This window comes from Marinobacter nauticus (assembly GCF_003634635.1).
Classification (GTDB): domain Bacteria; phylum Pseudomonadota; class Gammaproteobacteria; order Pseudomonadales; family Oleiphilaceae; genus Marinobacter; species Marinobacter nauticus.
On the sequence record NZ_RBJB01000002.1, the window covers coordinates 1,064,674 to 1,082,925 of the forward strand.

Annotated in this window: 10 protein-coding genes; 6 read left to right on the plus strand and 4 right to left on the minus strand. The window is 59.8% G+C overall.

The annotated features are described in order from the left end of the window. Window positions 1-54 precede the first annotated feature (54 nt). Genes C7436_RS05295 through C7436_RS05320 form a run of 6 tightly spaced genes read left to right on the plus strand, consistent with a single transcriptional unit; the run spans window position 55 to window position 10,863 of the window. The gene (locus C7436_RS05295; protein WP_121206929.1) at window positions 55-3,147 is read left to right on the plus strand and encodes a hypothetical protein; all 3,093 of its coding nucleotides are present in this window, start codon (window positions 55-57) and stop codon (window positions 3,145-3,147) included. Continuing rightward, window positions 3,147-3,545: a hypothetical protein gene (locus C7436_RS05300; RefSeq protein WP_121206930.1), complete on the plus strand. Its 399-nt coding sequence runs from the start codon at window positions 3,147-3,149 to the stop codon at window positions 3,543-3,545. The genes C7436_RS05295 and C7436_RS05300 overlap by 1 nt, the downstream gene beginning before the upstream one ends. Continuing rightward, a complete protein-coding gene (locus C7436_RS05305; RefSeq protein WP_121206931.1) occupies window positions 3,542-5,014 on the plus strand; it encodes a hypothetical protein in 1,473 nt (490 codons plus the stop codon). Before C7436_RS05300 ends, C7436_RS05305 begins: the two co-directional genes overlap by 4 nt. Before the next feature lie 9 nt (window positions 5,015-5,023). Then, window positions 5,024-7,105, plus strand: coding sequence for a hypothetical protein (locus tag C7436_RS05310; protein WP_121206932.1), 2,082 nt, complete (start codon window positions 5,024-5,026; stop codon window positions 7,103-7,105). Further along, window positions 7,105-8,946: an RCC1 domain-containing protein gene (locus tag C7436_RS05315; protein WP_121206933.1), complete on the plus strand. Its 1,842-nt coding sequence runs from the start codon at window positions 7,105-7,107 to the stop codon at window positions 8,944-8,946. The genes C7436_RS05310 and C7436_RS05315 overlap by 1 nt, the downstream gene beginning before the upstream one ends. A gap of 3 nt (window positions 8,947-8,949) precedes the next feature. Beyond that, entirely contained in the window at window positions 8,950-10,863 is a 1,914-nt protein-coding gene (locus C7436_RS05320; RefSeq protein ID WP_121206934.1) for a hypothetical protein, read from the plus strand. A gap of 275 nt (window positions 10,864-11,138) precedes the next feature. Here the strand turns inward: C7436_RS05320 and C7436_RS05330 are convergent, their stop codons facing one another. The 4 genes from C7436_RS05330 to putA all read right to left on the minus strand — a co-directional run bounded on the left by C7436_RS05330 (window position 11,139) and on the right by putA (window position 18,167). Beyond that, window positions 11,139-11,591 (minus strand): DUF4124 domain-containing protein, encoded by a 453-nt coding sequence (locus C7436_RS05330; protein ID WP_121206936.1) that lies wholly within the window; start codon window positions 11,589-11,591, stop codon window positions 11,139-11,141. A gap of 349 nt (window positions 11,592-11,940) precedes the next feature. Beyond that, the gene (locus tag C7436_RS05335; RefSeq protein WP_121206937.1) at window positions 11,941-13,206 is read right to left on the minus strand and encodes an MFS transporter; all 1,266 of its coding nucleotides are present in this window, start codon (window positions 13,204-13,206) and stop codon (window positions 11,941-11,943) included. Window positions 13,207-13,208: 2 nt separating this feature from the next. Beyond that, complete coding sequence (locus C7436_RS05340; RefSeq protein WP_121206938.1) at window positions 13,209-14,420, minus strand: MFS transporter; 1,212 nt, start codon at window positions 14,418-14,420, stop codon at window positions 13,209-13,211. 117 nt (window positions 14,421-14,537) lie between these two features. After that, window positions 14,538-18,167: a bifunctional proline dehydrogenase/L-glutamate gamma-semialdehyde dehydrogenase PutA gene (gene putA, locus C7436_RS05345; protein WP_121206939.1), complete on the minus strand. Its 3,630-nt coding sequence runs from the start codon at window positions 18,165-18,167 to the stop codon at window positions 14,538-14,540. Window positions 18,168-18,252 lie beyond the last annotated feature (85 nt).

An 18,252-nucleotide genomic window follows, 5' to 3' on the forward strand; every position in this document is an offset into this window, starting at 1 on the left:
GGGGCCACCCGGCCCCACCACTCCCCCTCCCCTTGCTGTTCTGCTGAGACTGACATGGCGCTGAAAGACTCGATCATCAACCTTGTCCTGAAAGGCAAGGACTTAATGACCCCTGCCACCAAAACGGCAGCGGACAGCGTTGGCAAACTGCAAGAGCGCAGCGACGAACTTACGACTGCCCTCGAAAAGCTCACCAAAACCGAACGCAACATTGAGCAGTTCAAGAAGCTCAGCGAACAAAGCGATCGCCTGAAAGATAACTGGCAGGAAGCCGAGTACGAGCTGCAGCAACTCAAAGAAACCTTCGAGGCTACAGAGAAGCCCACCAAGGCCATGGCCCGGGAGCTGGAGAAGGCAGAGAAGTCTGCCGAAGGCGCCCAAGTTGCCTGGCGTAGAAACAGGGATTCCCTCGACCGCCTGACGCCGCAACTCAAAGCCGCCGGCGTGAACATGGACAACCTCGACCAGGCTCAGGATGACGTTCAGCAGTCTGCCATGCGTCTGCGTTCAGACCTCACCGGCGTCAACGTGCAGCTCGATCGTCAGGAGCAGGCTGCAAAAGAAGCCGCCGAGGGTACCGAAGAGCTGGGCGACGAAGCCGAGCGGTCATCTGGTCTGATTTCAAAACTCGGTGCAGGCATTAAAACCGTGGCCGCCGGCGCCGCTGCCCTGGTCGCCAGTATCGGTGCATCAGCTGCCACGCTAACTGTTTTCTCCCGTAGCCAGGCGTCCCTTGCCGACGAGATCACCAACACCAGCAACGCCATTGGCGTAAACCGTGAAGCCCTGCAGGTCTGGCAGGTTGCTGGTGAGCGCGTTGGTCTTACAGGTGAAAAGGTCACCGATATTCTCCGCAGCGTGACGGAGCGGCTGGGCGAGTTCGCCGCCAACGGAGGTGGCGAGGCAGCCCAGGTGATGGAGCGCCTTAATCTCCAAATCGAGGACTTTGAAGGTCTAGCCCCGGATGAGCAAATGCTCAAGTTTGCCGAGGCTATCGAAAGCCTGCCGAAGGCCGAGCAGGTTGCCCTTCTGGAAAAACTCGGTAGCGATGCCAGTCAACTGCAGCCTCTCCTCGAGGACAACGCTGCAGGGCTGAGAGCCATTGCCGCGGAAGCTGCGCAATCAGGAGCAATATATTCCGAGGAAGAGCTCGACAAGCTCCTTCGCGCCAATGACATCTACAACTCCATTACCATAAAAATTCAGGGCCTCACCCGCCGAATTGGCGCGGAGCTGGCACCGGCTGTTGCCGATGCAACGGATAAAGTCGTCAAGCTTTTCGATCAAAACGAAACCGGTGAAAAGCTGATCGACATGTTCAGGCGCATCACTACCTGGGGCGCCGATATGGCGACCAAGCTGGTGGAGAATGCTGACAGCATATCCGCCGGTTTCGGCAAACTCTGGGACACCATTCAGGCTGGTGCCAACGGAGCCGTTGCTATATTTCGCGGATTGCAGACCATCGTTGCAGCTTGGTCCACGCTGGTGGCTGGTAGCTTTGCCACCGTTCTCAGCATCGCGGAGGGCCTGGCTGTTGCTATGAATAAGGCCGGCCTCGTCAGCGATGAAACCCTGAACAACATTAGATCGAAAGCCGAAGCTGCGCGTCAGTCGGTAATGGATCTGGGCCAACAGACTGCAGAGTATGGCCGCCAAGCAGTCGAGGCTGGGAAAGGTGTGGTTGATGCCTTCGATGGCGCGGCTGACGCAGGGACAAAGCTCCAGGAGAAAACCGAGAAAGGAATCGGCACCCTGACCACACTGGCTGAGAATGTTGAAACTGCCGTCCGTAAAGCTGGGGATGAAACGACCAAAGCAAGGCAGAAAGCCAAGGATTTGGCGGAGGCCTACGAAACGCTTGGTATAGAGAGCCAAGCCGCTTTGAACAAAGCGGCGGAAACTGCCAAGCAAGACTTTGAAACCATTCTGGCAAGCGGAAAAGCCACAAAACGTGAACTTTCCGAAGCTTTTCAAGCCTACGCTCAAGCCATTATAGATTCTGGCGACAAAGCCAAGATCCGGGCCCTGGAAGTGGAAGCCGCCCAACTCGGTCTACGTGATGCGCTGAGAGAGGTGAGGGCTCAGGCGGAGGAATCTGGAGATGCCGCGAGCTCCAGTGCTGAGGATATTGCTATAAAGGCCGGCAAAGCTGCCGATGAAACAAAGCGCCTCGCAGATGAAACCCGGAAGGCCAAGCAGGAAGCTGAGGCTGCACGGGAGAAGTTTCGGGAAACCCTTGGAGCGTCCTTCTCCAAAGCGATATCCACGGCCAGAGAGCAGGTAACCGCTCTATCTGTGGCTGCCCGAAACCTGTTCGAGATGAAGATCGGCGGCAACGCGTTTGTGAAACAGAGCGAAGACGCCGCCGCATCACTGGAGAGGGCCCGCCAGCGTACCGATGAGCTGGCATCTGCCCGACGGCGCTTGATGTCCAGCAGTCTGGCGGCTTGGTTTGCGGACACCGCCTTACATGCCGCCGAGACAGAAGAACGGTTCTGGGCCCAGGCCGTAGCGATGGAGAACCTGCAGGAAAAGATTGAATCCGGCAGCTTCAGCCTTAGCCAGCTCAACGGCCTGAGCGAAACCGCCGCCACCCGTTTCGATGTTTTGGACAAGCAGCGCCTCAGCGGCCTGCAAAGTGCGATCGACTCCGCCAAGCAGAAACTACAGTCACTCACCGACACCGCAGACAACACCCTCAACAGTCTGCGTCAGCGTTTGGCGGATATCCGGGGTGACACTGAAGAAGCCCAGCGCATTCAGTATGAATCCGAGCGTAAGCGCTTGCAGGAGCAGCTGGAGCAGGCCCGGCAGGCTGGCGCCGATGCGGCCGCTGCCGACTACCAGCAGTCCCTGGATACCCTCGAAAAGATCTACCAGATCGAACAGAAGAACCGCCGGGAAGAACAGAACGCCCGCGAGAAAGAGGCCGCCGATCGGGCGCGTGATCAGCAGCTGGCAGAGATTGAGCGCCAGCGGGCGGGGCGCGATCTCAATAAACCAACACCGGCTGCATCGCCGCCGTCTCGGACAATCGTCCTACAGGGCCCGAGCGGCAACCGTGCAAGTGTCTCAGTAGCCGAGGCCGAGGAAAGCAATCTCCTGGACGTACTTGAGGATCTCGGATATCGGAGTAATGCGTAATGGCAATGAGCATATCCAATGGAATGATAACGATCGATCTCCCGCCTGATCTGCAATGGGTAGATGAGTTCGGGTGGTCTGCCGTCGAGCAGATCAAAGAATACAGCCTGACCGGTGCCCTGATAGTGCAGCAGGGGGTCAAGGCTAAGGGGCGGCCATTCACTCTAAAGAGTAACGGCGCCTCGTGGGTTAAGCGGTCGGTTGTGGAGCAAATCCAAGCCTTCTACAACACCCCAGGCAACGTTTTCACCCTCACGATTGATGGAACGAGCTACTCATTCCTGTTCGAGCGGCCAGACGGTTTCATTGCCTCCGAGGTTGGACGCCTCGTGCGGTCGGCTCAGGGTCCAGATTACCCCTTCACCATCGAGATTAAAGGCTTCGAGGTAGCAGTATGACGATTACCAACGATCAGATCGTCCTGGCAAAGAGCCAGGTAATGGCAGACACCGAGGACGGCGGCGGCCGCATGGGCGCGGATATCGTCGAGGAAGGCGCGGTAAACAACACCATGCCGGACGTGTCCCGTCTCGATCGCGTGTATGGTCGGGTCAACATGCTAAAGCTCTATCTGTCCGTGCGATCGGCGAACCAGGACACCTACCTCGGCGCCCATACATGCGTACTTCGTAACCCGGTGGATCCGCGCGTCGCCGTTACCCTATTCCAGACCGGCAGCCACACCGACCGCCGGGACTCGGCGCGCGATCGGATCGAGTCCTATGTCGTGAAGGCCACCGAGGCCAACTTCTGGCTATGGGGCGATCAGCTCCAGGGCCAGCGGGCTATCTCCGCCCTGCAGCGTAAGGACGCCACACCGCCGGAGACCGGCGAGGTCTACTGTTTGATTTCAGACGACGAGCAGACCGAGCAATACGTCCGTGTTATCGAGGTTGAGGTCGCAATCCAGACCTTTACGATCCAGATCAACAGCGATTTCCGGGAGTTCGAGCTCCAGACCCTACAGATCCGGCTCGCGAACCAGCTCGAGCACGACTTCGAGGGGTCAGATCCACACCCGACGGGCAAACAGGGAGGCGCGGCCGCGGTCCGATCAACTCAGGTCGCCGACGCAGCCCGTTACTACGGAGCGAAGAAACTCGCCGTCAGCGCGGCGCCTGGGGATCTGACAGCCCAGGTCGAGTCGGTCTATAACCACCTGGTACCGAGTGCGCAGTCGGAGACCGCCCTCACCGATCGCAGCGGCGGGCCAGGCCGTATACCGGTCGTTCCGGCGTCGACGAGCACGATCTCGGTTAATGCCGACGACGTGAACCTCGACGGCGACGGGTACGCGGTCTACTACTCCGGCCGGTCGATCGTGCCCGGATCCCTGCAGATCACCGGCAGCAACGGCACCTATGAGGACGCCGGCGGCGAGCTCGCGCACGTCAGTGGTAGCGACTACCTGGTCGAGTCCTCGATCGACTACGTCGAGGGCATTGTCCGGATCAAGTACGACACCAGCAGCCGGCGGTACAACCCGGTTACGCTAACCTTCCTGCCTGGCGCGGCGTTCTCTCAGCAGAGCTACACCGCGTCGCAGGAGGTCACACTACAGACCCGCTCCCTGACCTGGGTATTCCAGCCTCGACCAATCCCCGCACCCGGGACCCTGATCGTCGAGTATCGGGCGCTCGGCCGTTGGGCAACGCTCCGCGATCGCGGGGACGGAACGCTCACCGGCGACGGTACCGGAACGATCGACTACGCGACCGGCACGATCAGTATCACGATGGCCGGCCTTCCGGACGTCGGTACCGAGATTATCTACTCCTGGGGGGATGATCTCTCATTCGATATCGAGGACGGCAGCACAGACGCACCGATCAACGTCGTCGAGTTCATCATCGCGGACAGCATTTAAGGGGAAACCATGGCAAGCGTAGGTTATGCAGTCGGCGGGTACGTCTCCCGGCGCAATATCACACCGAATACCCTAACCATTGAATGGGCGATCGGGGCCACGACTTACAGCCTGACCGACGACGGCGCCGGAAATCTGACCGGCAACGGATCCGGCGAGGTTAGCTACTGGAACGGCCGCGTCTTTTTCCGGCCGAACCCGGCGCCCACTCCGGCCGATGGGGACTACTCGATCAGCTATAACGAGTGGGCGGCGACCCTGAAAAAGACCGACAGCGTTACGCCGACACAGGCCTCGATCAATAAGACCCTGGCCAATCAGAACCTTACACCGGGATCCCTGGTTGTCGTGGCGAAGGTTCTCCGGATCAAGGAAAGCCTCGACTACAACAGCTATTCCGGCAGCTTCGACGACGTCCGAAAGTACGAGCTCGAGGCGGTCGCTCACGACGACGGAAACGGCAACCTCCGCCGGGACGGCGCGGTGGTCGGCACGATCGACTATGTGAACGGGACGGTCAATTTCGACCTCCGGAAAAGCTACACCTACCAGGAATTAGAGCAGGGCTCCGGATTCCTGTCGCGCCAGTGGAAAGCCGGCGGCTCAACAGCCACCGAGGAGTACAATACCGCGACCGATATCACCTTCGAGTACACCGTCACCAGTGACCCGGACACCGCGAAAACGAAAACGATCGCGATCCCCGGCCTCAAGATCGCCCTTGTTCCTGGAACGCCCCGGCCGGTTGTCCCTGGCTCGATCCTGTTCCAGTTCGCCGGCAAGCTCTACCGGGACCGCTCCGGATCCATCATTACCGACTGGTCACCGGTCACGGACGGCGGGATCAATGTCGGATCGATCGACTACTCGACCGGTATCGTCGAGCTGAACGACTGGCCAGCGTCTCAAAACCTGCAGACCGCCGCCAATATCCTTAGTTGCCTGGTCCTCAAGGGCGAGCGGACGAGCTATTACTCGAAGTTCCGGACCGCCGGATCCCCGCTTCGCCAGGGCTCGCTGATCATTAACGCGACCACCGAGTCCGGCGAGGAGGTCAGCGTACAGGCGGCGCAGGACGGCACGATCACGCACACGGCCATTACGGCCGGATCCGTCGATCACGAGACCGGGATCGTCTCGATCGAGTGGGCCGAGGCGATCTTTCCCACCTCGCTCAAGTATTCGGCCGTCGCTTACAGCTATCTTCCCCTGGATCCTGGGCTCCTGGGCCTGGATCCGACACGGCTCCCGAGCGACGGCCGCGTCCCGATCTTCCTCCCTGGTGACGTGGGCGTATTCAGCCACACGATCGAGACCGAGGTCGCCAGCCCGATCGCCGGCGCCACGCTGACCTTTACCCGCGATCACCAGGCGGAGGTATGGGTCAAGGGTGATAACGGCCTGGTACTGGATGAAGCCGCGTACACCGTCGATCGGGTCGCCGGTACCCTGACCTGGGCGGATCCGCTGAACCTGCAGGACGACCAGGGCCAAGCCCTGACAACACCGCTCACGGTTTACGATCGGGTCGAGGACATGGTCCTTATTACGGATGTCCAGGTCTCCGGGCTTGTGGGCTTCAATGCGCAGCTTTCGCAGGATTACCCTGCCGGTGAGGCGGTCCTGTCCTCGGCGGTCCTTCACGGCGATTTAAGGGCCCGCGTATACAACCTGTTCCATCAAGCGAGCTGGACCGGGGAATGGTCGGATTCCAGGATCGGCAACGACACCACCGCGAAATATAACGAGGTCGCCTACCCGATCGAGATCACGAACCAGGGCTCAATTAAGGAACGCTGGTTGATACGGTTCACCAATACGACCAGTTACGAGATCGTCGGCGAGACCGTGGGCGTTGTCGCGACGGGCAACACCTCTACCGACACCTCCCCAGTCAACCCCGCGACTGGCGCCCCTTATTTCACGATTCGTCAGGCTGGATGGGGTACCGGCTGGAGCGCGGGCAACTCGGTACGGTTCAACACCGACGGGGCACAGGCGCCTTTCTGGATCGCGCGGACGATCCTTTCCGGTCCGGCCACGGCCACCGAGGACAGCTTCGCAACGCAGAACAGGGGGGACGCTGACTAATGGCGGGCTCAGGATGGGATGCAGCAACGGCCGGCCTGGGCATTGTGGTCAGCCCGGACGGCCAGACGATTACGCGGCCAACCAGCGACGGCGGCGGTACCTATGCCGGAATCAAAGGTCTCGCCGGCCGATCCAAGGGTAAGCGTTACTATGAGATTGACATTACAACAGGATCGGTCGGGGCAGCCGACGCAGCGGCCGACGTCTCCGGGATGCTTGGCGGCGGTAGTGCGATCTCCTGGGGGTACCTGAACGCAGGGTCAGAAGGCGAGCTTTACTATCAGTACGGTGCGGGCGGAGGGACCAGAGCCACCAGCGGGGCGGCTGGAGCTGGCGTTTACGGGATCCTGCTCGATTTCGACAATATGACGGCCGAGATCTATAAGGACGGCGCACTCCAGTACACGGAGACAATGAACGCTCCAGCCAATACCGAGCTTTTCCCGGCCGCTTCGATCGGCACCGGCGCAAGCGCGACGCTGCAGACTGAGGAGCCTTTCCAGTACCCGCCGGAAAAAACGTTCATCGCCTGGGATAAGCCGGACTCCGCTCTCGGGAGTCGTGTCGCCGGCCTTATGCAGATCGAGGACGTTCCGGTCAAACGAATGCTCAAGGCCTTTAGTTTCGAGCGCCTGACCTTTGACCTGGACGGCGGCTCGATAACCGAATCTAAGCCGCTCGGGCAGACTATCAGCGACGAGACCACCGGCGAGTACGAGATCATCCTCCGGGACGGCTTCCCGCGGGAAATTTTCCTCGTGGCCTTCGACGACTACGGCGAGGACTTCGCGGCCAATGCTCCGATCGAGCTCGGCGAGCGTCTCCACCCGAGCACCCCGAACGGCCACGTCTACGAATGCACCACGGCCGGGACACTACCATCGGAGGAACCGGTCTGGTCGACCGATACCAGCCAGGACCAGGCGATCGGCACCGCAGCCGTTCGCCCGACCTTGTTCTACCGCCCGGAGGCACACGGCCCGATACAGCCGGAGATCATCGAGATCGGCCTTAACATTCAGCACTTCCGGAAAACGCTCGCTCTGGGCGCGACCTTCACCGCTTGTGTGAAACCGGACGGAACGGTCGCTTGTTGGGGTAGTAACTATTGGGGGCAGCTCGACGTACCCGCTGGCTTAACAGACGTGGTCGCGATTGCCTGCTCGTTCTATAACGTATACGCCCTCAAATCGGACGGAACTATCGTGGCCTGGGGGTACTCAGGCAACAACGCGAAAAACGTGCCGCCTGGTCTAACTGGCGTTATTGGCGTCGCCTCTACAGGTTACGGCGGCATAGCCCTAATCGACGACGGAACAATCGTAACTTGGGGAAGTACGTCCGGATCCACTAGCGCAACAGACATTGCTCAGACTTCGGGAGGCTACGACCACGGCCTCGCAGTGACCTCGGAGGGTCAGGTCGTCACTTGGGGCGACACGGGCAACGGAAAGCGGACCGTGCCGGCTGGCCTGACCGAGGCGGTTCTAGTCAAAGCGGGCGCAGAGCACTCACTCGGCCTCGGATCGGATGGCACGGTCTACGCCTGGGGAGACAACTCCCAGGGTCAGTGCAATGTCCCTGCCGGGCTTGGCGGCGTCCTCGATCTCGGCGGCGGCCGCTTCCATAGTATTGCTTTGATCGATACCGGCGAGGTCGTCGGATGGGGCGGGGGATACTACGGCGAAAGCTCACCACCGGCCGGACTCGGCGACGTAGTTATGATCGATGGAGGGTACGAGCATGTGGGGGCGGTTCAGTCCGACGGAACCATCGTTCTATGGGGTCGCAGCAGTGACGGTCGATTAGACGTCCCGGCCGGCGTTAAGGCGAAGGTTTAAGCCGTGGCTTACCTGGTACCGTCGGCCACGTCGGCAGACTTCAACCTCGGGCGCTCGGGGTACGTCCCGCCCACGGATCCGCGGGCGGTTAACTTCAACCTCCTGGACTCCGGCGAGCTCCCGATCGTGTACCCGATCCCGCCGGGGATCATGGTTACGTCGACGCTCGCGGTCCGCCTGACCGGATCCGCCCCGGCGAGTTCCGCCGGGATCGGCTACTCCATGACGCCGGCACAGAAGGCCGTCAGGCGGGCGCTACGCTCGGCCATGGCCTCGAGCACGATCGACGAGCGCGCGCCACAACAATGGGACAAGGTCGCCGTTAAGGACGAGTCGATCGACGAGGGGCTCCAGCCATGGGGCGCGGCCGCCCGGAAAGATACAGGGCGAAACGCAACCGGATGGGATCCGGTACCGATCAAGGACCAGGTGCGCGGCGGGCCGGCTCAGGCCTGGGACGGTTCGATCCGGCCGCTCGAGGGTCGAGCGAGCCAGGGTTACAACGTCCCTCCGCCCAAGGACGCCACAGACAAGCACCCGCAGGCCGACAGCGCCAAGTATTGGGAGCCGGAGCCGATCGTCGTTCTCGGCGGCTACATACCGGACGTTAATTTCAATCTGACCAGGCCCTACAACGTGCCCGGCGCGGCCGTGACGGACTTCAATCTCAGCAAGGAGAGCCGGGTCCTCCCGCCGGTATATCCGACCCGCCCGGTCAACGGCGGCCGAGACCTGCAGGGCTGGACCAGCAACCAGCCCCGGGACCACCGTGAGCGCCACCCATGGGACACCAAGCCTCGGAAAGGGACAGAGGTCGATTTCGACTATGGCCAGGAGGAGCCGTTACCGCCCAAGCCACCGGCGCCGGATCCTGAAATCAAAGAGGGTTACCTGTTTATGAATGCCTCAAGCCTCAAGAAGTTACCGGAGGGGATCCCGCTCGACTTCGAGGATCTCTCGATCGGCCTCGATATCGATTCGTTTTCGTGGGCTCTCTCGGCCCGGATCCTGAACCCGGAGAGTATGGACCAGATCCGGCCGGGCCCGAGCGGACCGGTCGAGGTCGAGGCCATGGTCAATAACAAGAAATGGCGCTTTATGGTTGAGCGGTACAGCCTCGAGCGTAAGTTCCCCGATGAAACCTACCGGATCACCGGATCGAGCCTTACGCAGCTCCTCGCGGCGCCCTACAGCCCGAAGCAATCGAAGCAGATCGAGACGCCGACAAACGCGCTCCAGGTTATCCAGGACGTTCTGCAGTACACCGGCTTTACCGTCACCTGGGATACTTCCCTTGCCGACTACACCATCCCGGCCGGCGTGTGGGGGTATGAGAACAGTACACCGATCGAGGTTATCGACGAGCTGGTCAAGGCTGCCGGCGGGATCCTGGTCCCGACCTTGAGCCTCTCCGAGCTCCGCGCTTACCACCGGTACCGCGAGGGCGCGCCCTGGTACTGGTCACAGATCGACGCCTCTCGCCTGGACTTCCAGATCCCGGACTCGACGATCCTCGGTCTGTCCAGCCAATGGGAGCCAAACCCGGCCTATAACGGCGTGTACGTCTCCGGGATCTCCGCCGGCGTCGCGGTCGACGCGGTCAAGTACGGTACCGCCGGCGACGTGAGGGCTCCGGACGACTACAACGCCCTGAACCTGTCGACGCAGCAATGCCGCGGGAAGGCGACCTCGATCCTGGGCCAGGGCGGCGACCAGGAGATCGTAACGATCGAGATCCCGATCCCGACCTCCGGAGCTCCTGGCCTGGTAATCCCTGGCCAGTGGGGCGAGATCCAGGATACCCGAACCCCGGCCAACTCCTGGCGGGCCCTGGTCCTGTCGACTGGCGTCCGGGTCGCGCGCCCGGGATCCGGCCGGGCGGTCCAGATCCTCAAGCTCGAGCGCCACCACTACTGACCGATGTTGATTTTTTCGACCTGAAACGAGACAGTCCATGACCACAGTAAACAAGTTTCTACGCTTCCGGCGCCTGCTCCCGCAGCGGACCAGGTACACGATCACGATCGCGGCCGTGAACAGTGACGGGACCAGCATCGGCACAACCAGGGACGGGGGTAAGGTTCGGGTCCTTGGGGACTCGGTCGCAGTCGGTACGAAAGCCTGGGTCGACGACGGCCGGATCGTTGGGGAGGCCCCGGATCTGCCAGAGTATTCGGAGCTGATCTAGCTCCTCAGCGGTAGTAGCCACTCCAATTCACGACGCAGCCATTCTCAAAGTACACATAATTTGCGGAGCCTCCCGAGTAGTGGTAAGCCCACTGTGTTCGCCTGCCGGTCAGAATGCTTGAAGGGCTTCCCCACGAGCGCCTGACATCATTCGGCTTCATTCCGCGTTTAATCTTGTTCTGGATGATTAATCGTCGAAGGTCAGTAGAATTGATGTATGGGCAGGGGTCTTCAGGCCTGGAGCGCTGGCGGGGTTCTGGCTCATAGAACTCTACGTCGGTACCAGTATCAAATCGTCCCCCAATAGCGGGGGCCGGTTCGTGATCCAATTCCTTGGCGTCATCACCGCAAGGTTCGTCAGAGAAAATTGTCTGGCCATCAACCTTGCACTGATAGATGGCGGCCTGGCCCACTACTGGGAAGAGTAACGCGATGAAAAGCAACGTCCTTTTGAGCATGCTAACCTCCTTTATCGAGATACCTTAGCCAATGCAGTCAGAAACTGCATGTCAAAAGGTGTTAAATAGCACGCTGGCGGTTTGGTGGTACCCCTATTTTTGGCAGGGGCTTGAAAGGAAAGCGGGCGGAATTTCGAACCAAAACAACAAGGTAAGATTTTGATTTTTAAGGGGCGGTTTTCCCGATTTTCTGACCTTCCAGAATTCCCCTTTTTCTATATATTTCAGCACCCTACCCCGCTTCCCATCCATACATGGGGTGCAAGGGGTCGTAGGTTCAAATCCTACCGTCCCGACCAGAATTCCCTACACAAAGCCCGGGCCGAAAGGTCCGGGCTTTGTCGTTCTATCAGGCAGCAACCGCCTGCCCACGCTTCTCCCAGGGGTATTCCCGAATCGGCAGGTGAATCAGTGCCGACAACGCGCCAACGCCCACACCAATCCACCACACCAGCGTGTAGTTGTGGTAGAGGTCGTACAGGGCCCCACCCAGCCAGACACCAAGAAAGCCGCCAAGCTGGTGCGAAAAGAATACCAGGCCATAGAGCGTGCCCATGTACTTCAAGCCGTATATGTGCGCAACCAGGCCGGAAGTAAGCGGCACCGTCGCCAACCACAACGAACCCATTGCCACCGAGAAGAGCACCACGCTTTCAGGAGTAATGGGCGCCATGATAAAGGCGGCAGAGACGATTGTTCGTAACAGGTAAATCGTCGCCAGAAGGTACTTGCGCGAGTAACGGTTACCCAACCAGCCGGCCATCAGTGTGCCACCGATATTGAACAGACCGATCAGAGCAATTGAGATGGCGCCGAGCCCGGACGCTGACGTTACCCCCAGCACGTAGATCAGGCTGTCTGGCGTAATTGGCCCACACATTTCGGTTATAAACGCCGGAAAATGCGCGGTGATGAAAGCCAACTGATACCCGCAAGAGAAAAAGCCAATAAAAATGAACAGGAACGACGGGTCTTTCACCGCTCGCTTCAGCACCACCCCCATCGGTTCATCGGTCGATACCGAGGGCTCCGCCTTGGGTGCCCGCATAAACAGAAGGGCAAGCATCGACACCGTAATGAAACCGGCCAACACCATGAACACGCTTTGCCAGGGCATCTGGCTCAGCAGCGCCTGCGCGACGGGCGGGCCAATGATCTGCCCTGCAGAACCGGCTGCGGTTGCAATGCCCAGCGCCATGGAGCGATGCTTTTCCGGGGCAGAGCGCCCTACGACAGCGAGAATGACCCCGAATCCGGTTCCGGCAATCCCGAACCCAACCAGCATCTCCAGGAACTGGTGCTGGCCCGGGGTAATGGCGAATGCCGAGGCAACCAGCCCGACCACGTAACAGATACCGCCCACCAGGATAGCTTTGCGATCACCGTAGCGTTCGGCAAAGGCACCAAAGATGGGTTGCCCGATGCCCCAGAACAGGTTCTGAATGGCGATGGCCAGAGAAAACGACTCCCTTGGCCAGGCAAATTCCAGGGCAATCGGCAGTTGAAACAGACCGAACGAGGCCCGCACGGAAAAACCAACCAGAATAATAATACAGCCTGCGACAAGTACAGGGTTGATCAGTCGATCATAGGTGCCGGAGGCCGTGCCAGACATGGTTACAGATTCCCGGAGCTGAACAGTCGGTGCGCCAGAATAAGCGCGAAGCCAATCAGTATACCTGAAGCAGCGAAAGCCAGGGTAAAGCCGCTCAGTTCAAGTAGCAGGCCAAAGAACAGGGGCGCCAGAAAGTGCACCGCCCGGTTTGCCATCAAACGCATACCCAATGCCCCTGCACGCCGCTCACGTTCCACAGATTCCGCCAGGATCACCATGGATAAAGGCTGGGTAAGGCCGGAACCGATACCGACCAGCATGGCCAGGGCAGCCATCAGCAGCAACTGCTCAGACGCCCCCAGAAAAGCCAAGCCAGCGGCAAGGGTACCGAGCGAGAGTAACACTGTCGGCACGCGGCCTCCGGCAAGTGCAATAATGCGCGCCATAAACGGCCGAACCAGCATGGAAACACCGGCTCGAAGACTGACCAGAACTCCGATAATCAACGGGCTGATGGCCAGGCTCTCCAGGTACACTGGCAAATAGCTTCCGTAGACCCCGAGTGCGAACATCCCCAATACCGTGACCAGAATCGACAACTGCACCCCACGGTTACTGCCGACAAGCTGCCATTGCGCCCGGAAACCCGCCTGCTTTCGGGTAACGTGAATACGCTCCCTCGCCTGCCCGGTCAGGCGGAGTGTTACAACGCCCGAGACCAGCGCAAACAGAGCCATCACAAGGAACACGTACTGGGTACCAGAAGACTTCAGCACAACACCGGCCAACAGGGGGCCGATAACCTGCCCGCCCGACAGCCAGGTGGCATACCAGCCAAAGTACTGCTCCAGCCTCTGGCCGGTGCCCAGGTTTGAAATGATGGTTTGGGCGGCCAGAACCATCTGGAGGTGAGCCAGCCCCACCAGCAACTGACCAGTCACGAGGCCCGCATAGCCATACCACGCATGCATCGACAACAAGCCTGCCACCATAATGCCCGCCCCGGCCAGCAGCGTGGCCCTGCCACCAAACCGGCTCACGATGCCTCCCAGGGGAATGGCCAGGACCAGCGGTAGCAGATACTGGGCGCTTAACACTGCACCCAGAACGAGCGGAGACGCGCCAAGCTGAAGTCCATACACAGGCACTGCCACAATCAGCATTGAATAGACGACAAAACACAGCGTCAGTGACAGACAGACCGCGAAGAAATTTTGCGAGGCCTCAGAGGCTCGCCCGGAAGAGTCGCGGTGGCTGGAATGGTTGCTTTGCAAGTGGATGCCCGATTCGAATGATGTAGCTAAAGCGGGCTATGGTAACGCGAATGGCTCGCAACAGAAACGCGAGGAAAGGACATGCCGGGGGAAGCGCTCCCCCGGCCTAAACCGGCTTTATTCAGCCGACGCAATCAGGCTGGCGTTACCGCCGGCCGCTGTGGTGTCGATACACAGATGCCGCTCAATCACGTAGCGCTGATCCAGCTTGTGTTCGGTGATCACCGGCAGCAACGCGCCCTCACGCTTACTCAGCGCCATGCGGTACTGCTTGAGCAGCGGCTTCTCGGCTACGCTCACCACCGCTTCAAAGCCGGTCAGATGGCTCAGAGCGTCCGGATCAAGCATGCCATCGCTGGCAACAACCGGAAGGCCCGCCTTGATGGCATCGGCCAGTGCCTTCTCGGCGCCCGGTGCAATCACCACCACCTTGTTACCCTGCGACAGGGCGGTGCCGGCCTGCTCAACGGCAGATTCGGCGTCTGGGCCAAGGCACAGCACCAGACCGCGACCATGGCAGGACAGATGGTTCTGCTCGCCCGTCGGCCCCGGCATCTCCTCGTAGCCTTCGTCCAGAGGCGCCGGCACCTTGCCGAAGAAGGGATCCAGCAACGCCTGACGACCTTCCGCCTCCGGTACCGCTACTTTGGCCAGCTTGTCGATCAACTTCTGAGCCTTGTCGGTACTGAGCACCTTGTCACTGGACTGAGCGGGCTTTTCAACCACCTCACCCCGCAGGAAGCGGTGCACGTACTGCGGGCCACCGGCTTTCGGCCCGGTACCCGACAGTCCCTCGCCACCGAATGGCTGGGAACCGACGATGGCGCCGATCTGGTTACGGTTCACGTAGGTGTTACCCACCTTGATACGACTGGCAATGTGCTCGATCCGGCGGTCAACGCGGCTATGAATACCGAAAGTCAGGCCGTATCCCTTGGCATTGACGGCGTCAATCACCTTGTCGATGTCCTTGGCTTCAAACGTGGCCACATGCAGAACCGGGCCGAAGATTTCCTCTTCCAGCTCTTCAATTCCGCTCACCTGAAGCACTGCCGGCGACACGAACAGGCCCTTCTCCGGTACGTTCAGTTTTTTGAGCAGCTTGCCCTGCTGCTCGAATTTCTGGCAATGGTCGGTAATCTTCTTGCGGGCATTTTCGTCGATCACCGGGCCCACATCGGTCGACAACTGCCATGGATCACCAATACCCAGTTCCTCCATCGCACCGTAAAGCATTTCCAGCAAATTATCGGCAATGTCCTTCTGCACATACAGCATACGAAGTGCAGAGCATCGCTGGCCGGCACTCTGGAAGGAGGATGCCAGCACGTCACGCACCACCTGCTCCGGCAACGCGGTGGAATCCACAATCATGGCGTTCAGACCACCGGTTTCTGCCACCAGCGGTGCATCCGGCTCCATGTGTTCGGTCATGGCCTTGTTGATCCGCTGTGCGGTCGCGGTTGAACCCGTGAAACACACACCGGTCACCCGGGCATCGGACGTCAGGCCGGAACCCACGGTGGAGCCGGTGCCGGGCAATAACTGGATCGCGGCCCTGGGTATGCCGGCCTGATGCATCAGCTCCACGGCCCGGAAGGCCAGCAGCGAGGTTTGTTCTGCCGGCTTGGCCACCACCGCGTTACCGGCCGCCAGGTTCGCCAGAATCTGGCCAGTAAAGATCGCCAGCGGGAAGTTCCAGGGCGAGATACAACACATTACACCACGGGCCTCGCCGTCATTCTTGTAACGGATGCCTTCGTTGGCATAGAACATGGCAAAATCCACGGCCTCACGAATCTCGGCCACGGCATCCAGCAGGGATTTGCCTGCTTCTCGGGTGGTCAACGCAAACAGCTCGTGCACGTTCTCTTCGTACAGGTCGCCGACCCTGCGAATCATGGCCGCACGCTCTTCCGCCGGTACCGAAGACCACTGTTTGAAGCCCTCCTGAGCGGCGTCCAGAGCCGACGAAATATCCGCCTCTGAGGTATAGGTGATGTGACCGACCAGGTCGTCCGGGTTTGCAGGATTCCGCACCTCAACCACTTCGTCACTGACAGAATCCACGGCCAGTATCGGGCCACCTTTCCACTGATGGCTCTTGTAACGGTTACGACCTTCATCAATCTCAGCCACCGTCACCGGATCGGTAATATCCCAGCCCTTGGAGTTTCGACGCTGCTCACCGAAAATTTTCGACGGATGCACGATCGCCTTGCTGGACAGGTTATGGCCAAGCTCCACCACTACATCAATCGGGTCTTTGGCGATTTCTTCCGGGGTGATGCTGGTATCCACAATCTGGTTAACAAAAGAACTGTTGGCACCGTTCTCCAGCAACCGGCGAACCAGGTAAGCCAGCAGGTCTTTGTGAGCACCCACCGGCGCGTAGATCCGGCAAGGCACACCACTGTCCTCCAGAACCTGATCGTGCAGGGATTCCCCCATACCATGCAGGCGCTGGAACTCGAATTTATCCCGACTCAGATCCTTGGCCAGTTCCAGCACCGCTGACACCGAATGGGCGTTGTGGGTGGCGAACTGCGGGTAGATACGGTCGGTCATGCCCAAAAGCTTGCGAGCACCGGCCAGGTAAGCGACGTCGCTGCAGGCCTTGCGGGTGAAGACCGGAAAGTCTGACAGGCCCATCACCTGGGCACGCTTGATCTCGGCATCCCAGTAAGCACCTTTAACCAGCCGCACCATGATGCGGCGATCCAGTTTTTCAGAAAGCGCATAGAGCCAGTCCAGGGTCTGCGAGGCACGCTTGCCGAACGCCTGGACCACAACACCAAAACCTTGCCAGTCTTTCAGTTCCGGGTCGGACAGGATGGCCTCAATCACATCCAGGGAAAGATCCAGACGATCCTGCTCTTCGGCATCAATATTGAAGCCCATGTTGGCCGCTGCTGCCTTTTTGGCGAGCTTGAGTGCCCGGGGCATGAGCTCATTCATCACGCGCTCTTTATGCCCGTACTCATAGCGTGCCAGCAGCGCCGACAGCTTCACCGAGATACCCGGATTCGTTCTTACATCGCCTTTGCAGCGCTTGCTGATGCTGTCAATGGCATCAGAGTACGCCTGGTAATAACGCTGAGCATCGGCATCGGTGCGCGCCGCTTCGCCCAGCATGTCATAGGAATAGGTATAGCCCCGCTCTTCCTGGGACTTGCCGCGGTCCTGCGCCTCTTCAATGGTACGGCCCAGTACAAACTGGCGCCCCATTTCCTTCATGGCCTGGCCCGCCACGGTGCGCACAACCGGTTCGCCCAGGCGCTTTACCAGCTTACGCAAGGTATCACCCACACTCTGGCGCTCGGAATCCTTCAGCAGGTTGCTGGTCATCAGCAGGGCCAGGGTGGCCGAGTTGATCATTCCGGATTTGGCTTTGCCCACGTGAGCACCCCAGTTGCCCGAGGTGATCTTGTCTTCGATCAGGTCCTGGATGGTGAGATTGTCGGGTACCCGCAGCAAAGCCTCCGCCAGGCACATAAGAGCCACACCTTCTTTGGTGGTCAGCCCATATTCGGCGAGAAACTTTTCCATGATGGTCGGGCGTGCGCTGTTGCGGACATCACGCACCAGCTCTGCCGCCCGGGCCGAAATAGCCTTTCGGGTTTCATCCGACAACTGGGCCTCAGCAATCAGCCGGTGAATCACTTCATGTTCATCTGCCAGGTAGTTTGCACGGATCGCCTGGCGAATGTCGTTGAGCTCCGGTGCCACAGATTGCTGAAGACTCATGGTGTACCCTCCTGATTGTTTGAATACTGACCGCATTTTAGCGAAGCAGGTACATGCAATTAGCCTGTTCAGCATCACAATAGAT

Excerpts from the sequence above, each read along its gene's own strand:
- C7436_RS05295 (WP_121206929.1), top strand. The coding sequence starts at position 55 with ATGGCGCTGAAAGACTCGATCATCAACCTTGTCCTGAAAGGCAAGGAC.
- C7436_RS05305 (WP_121206931.1), top strand. The coding sequence starts at position 3,542 with ATGACGATTACCAACGATCAGATCGTCCTGGCAAAGAGCCAGGTAATG.
- C7436_RS05315 (WP_121206933.1), top strand. The coding sequence starts at position 7,105 with ATGGCGGGCTCAGGATGGGATGCAGCAACGGCCGGCCTGGGCATTGTG.
- putA (WP_121206939.1), bottom strand. The coding sequence starts at position 18,167 with ATGAGTCTTCAGCAATCTGTGGCACCGGAGCTCAACGACATTCGCCAG.
- C7436_RS05335 (WP_121206937.1), bottom strand. The coding sequence starts at position 13,206 with ATGTCTGGCACGGCCTCCGGCACCTATGATCGACTGATCAACCCTGTA.
- C7436_RS05300 (WP_121206930.1), top strand. The coding sequence starts at position 3,147 with ATGGCAATGAGCATATCCAATGGAATGATAACGATCGATCTCCCGCCT.
- C7436_RS05310 (WP_121206932.1), top strand. The coding sequence starts at position 5,024 with ATGGCAAGCGTAGGTTATGCAGTCGGCGGGTACGTCTCCCGGCGCAAT.
- C7436_RS05330 (WP_121206936.1), bottom strand. The coding sequence starts at position 11,591 with ATGCTCAAAAGGACGTTGCTTTTCATCGCGTTACTCTTCCCAGTAGTG.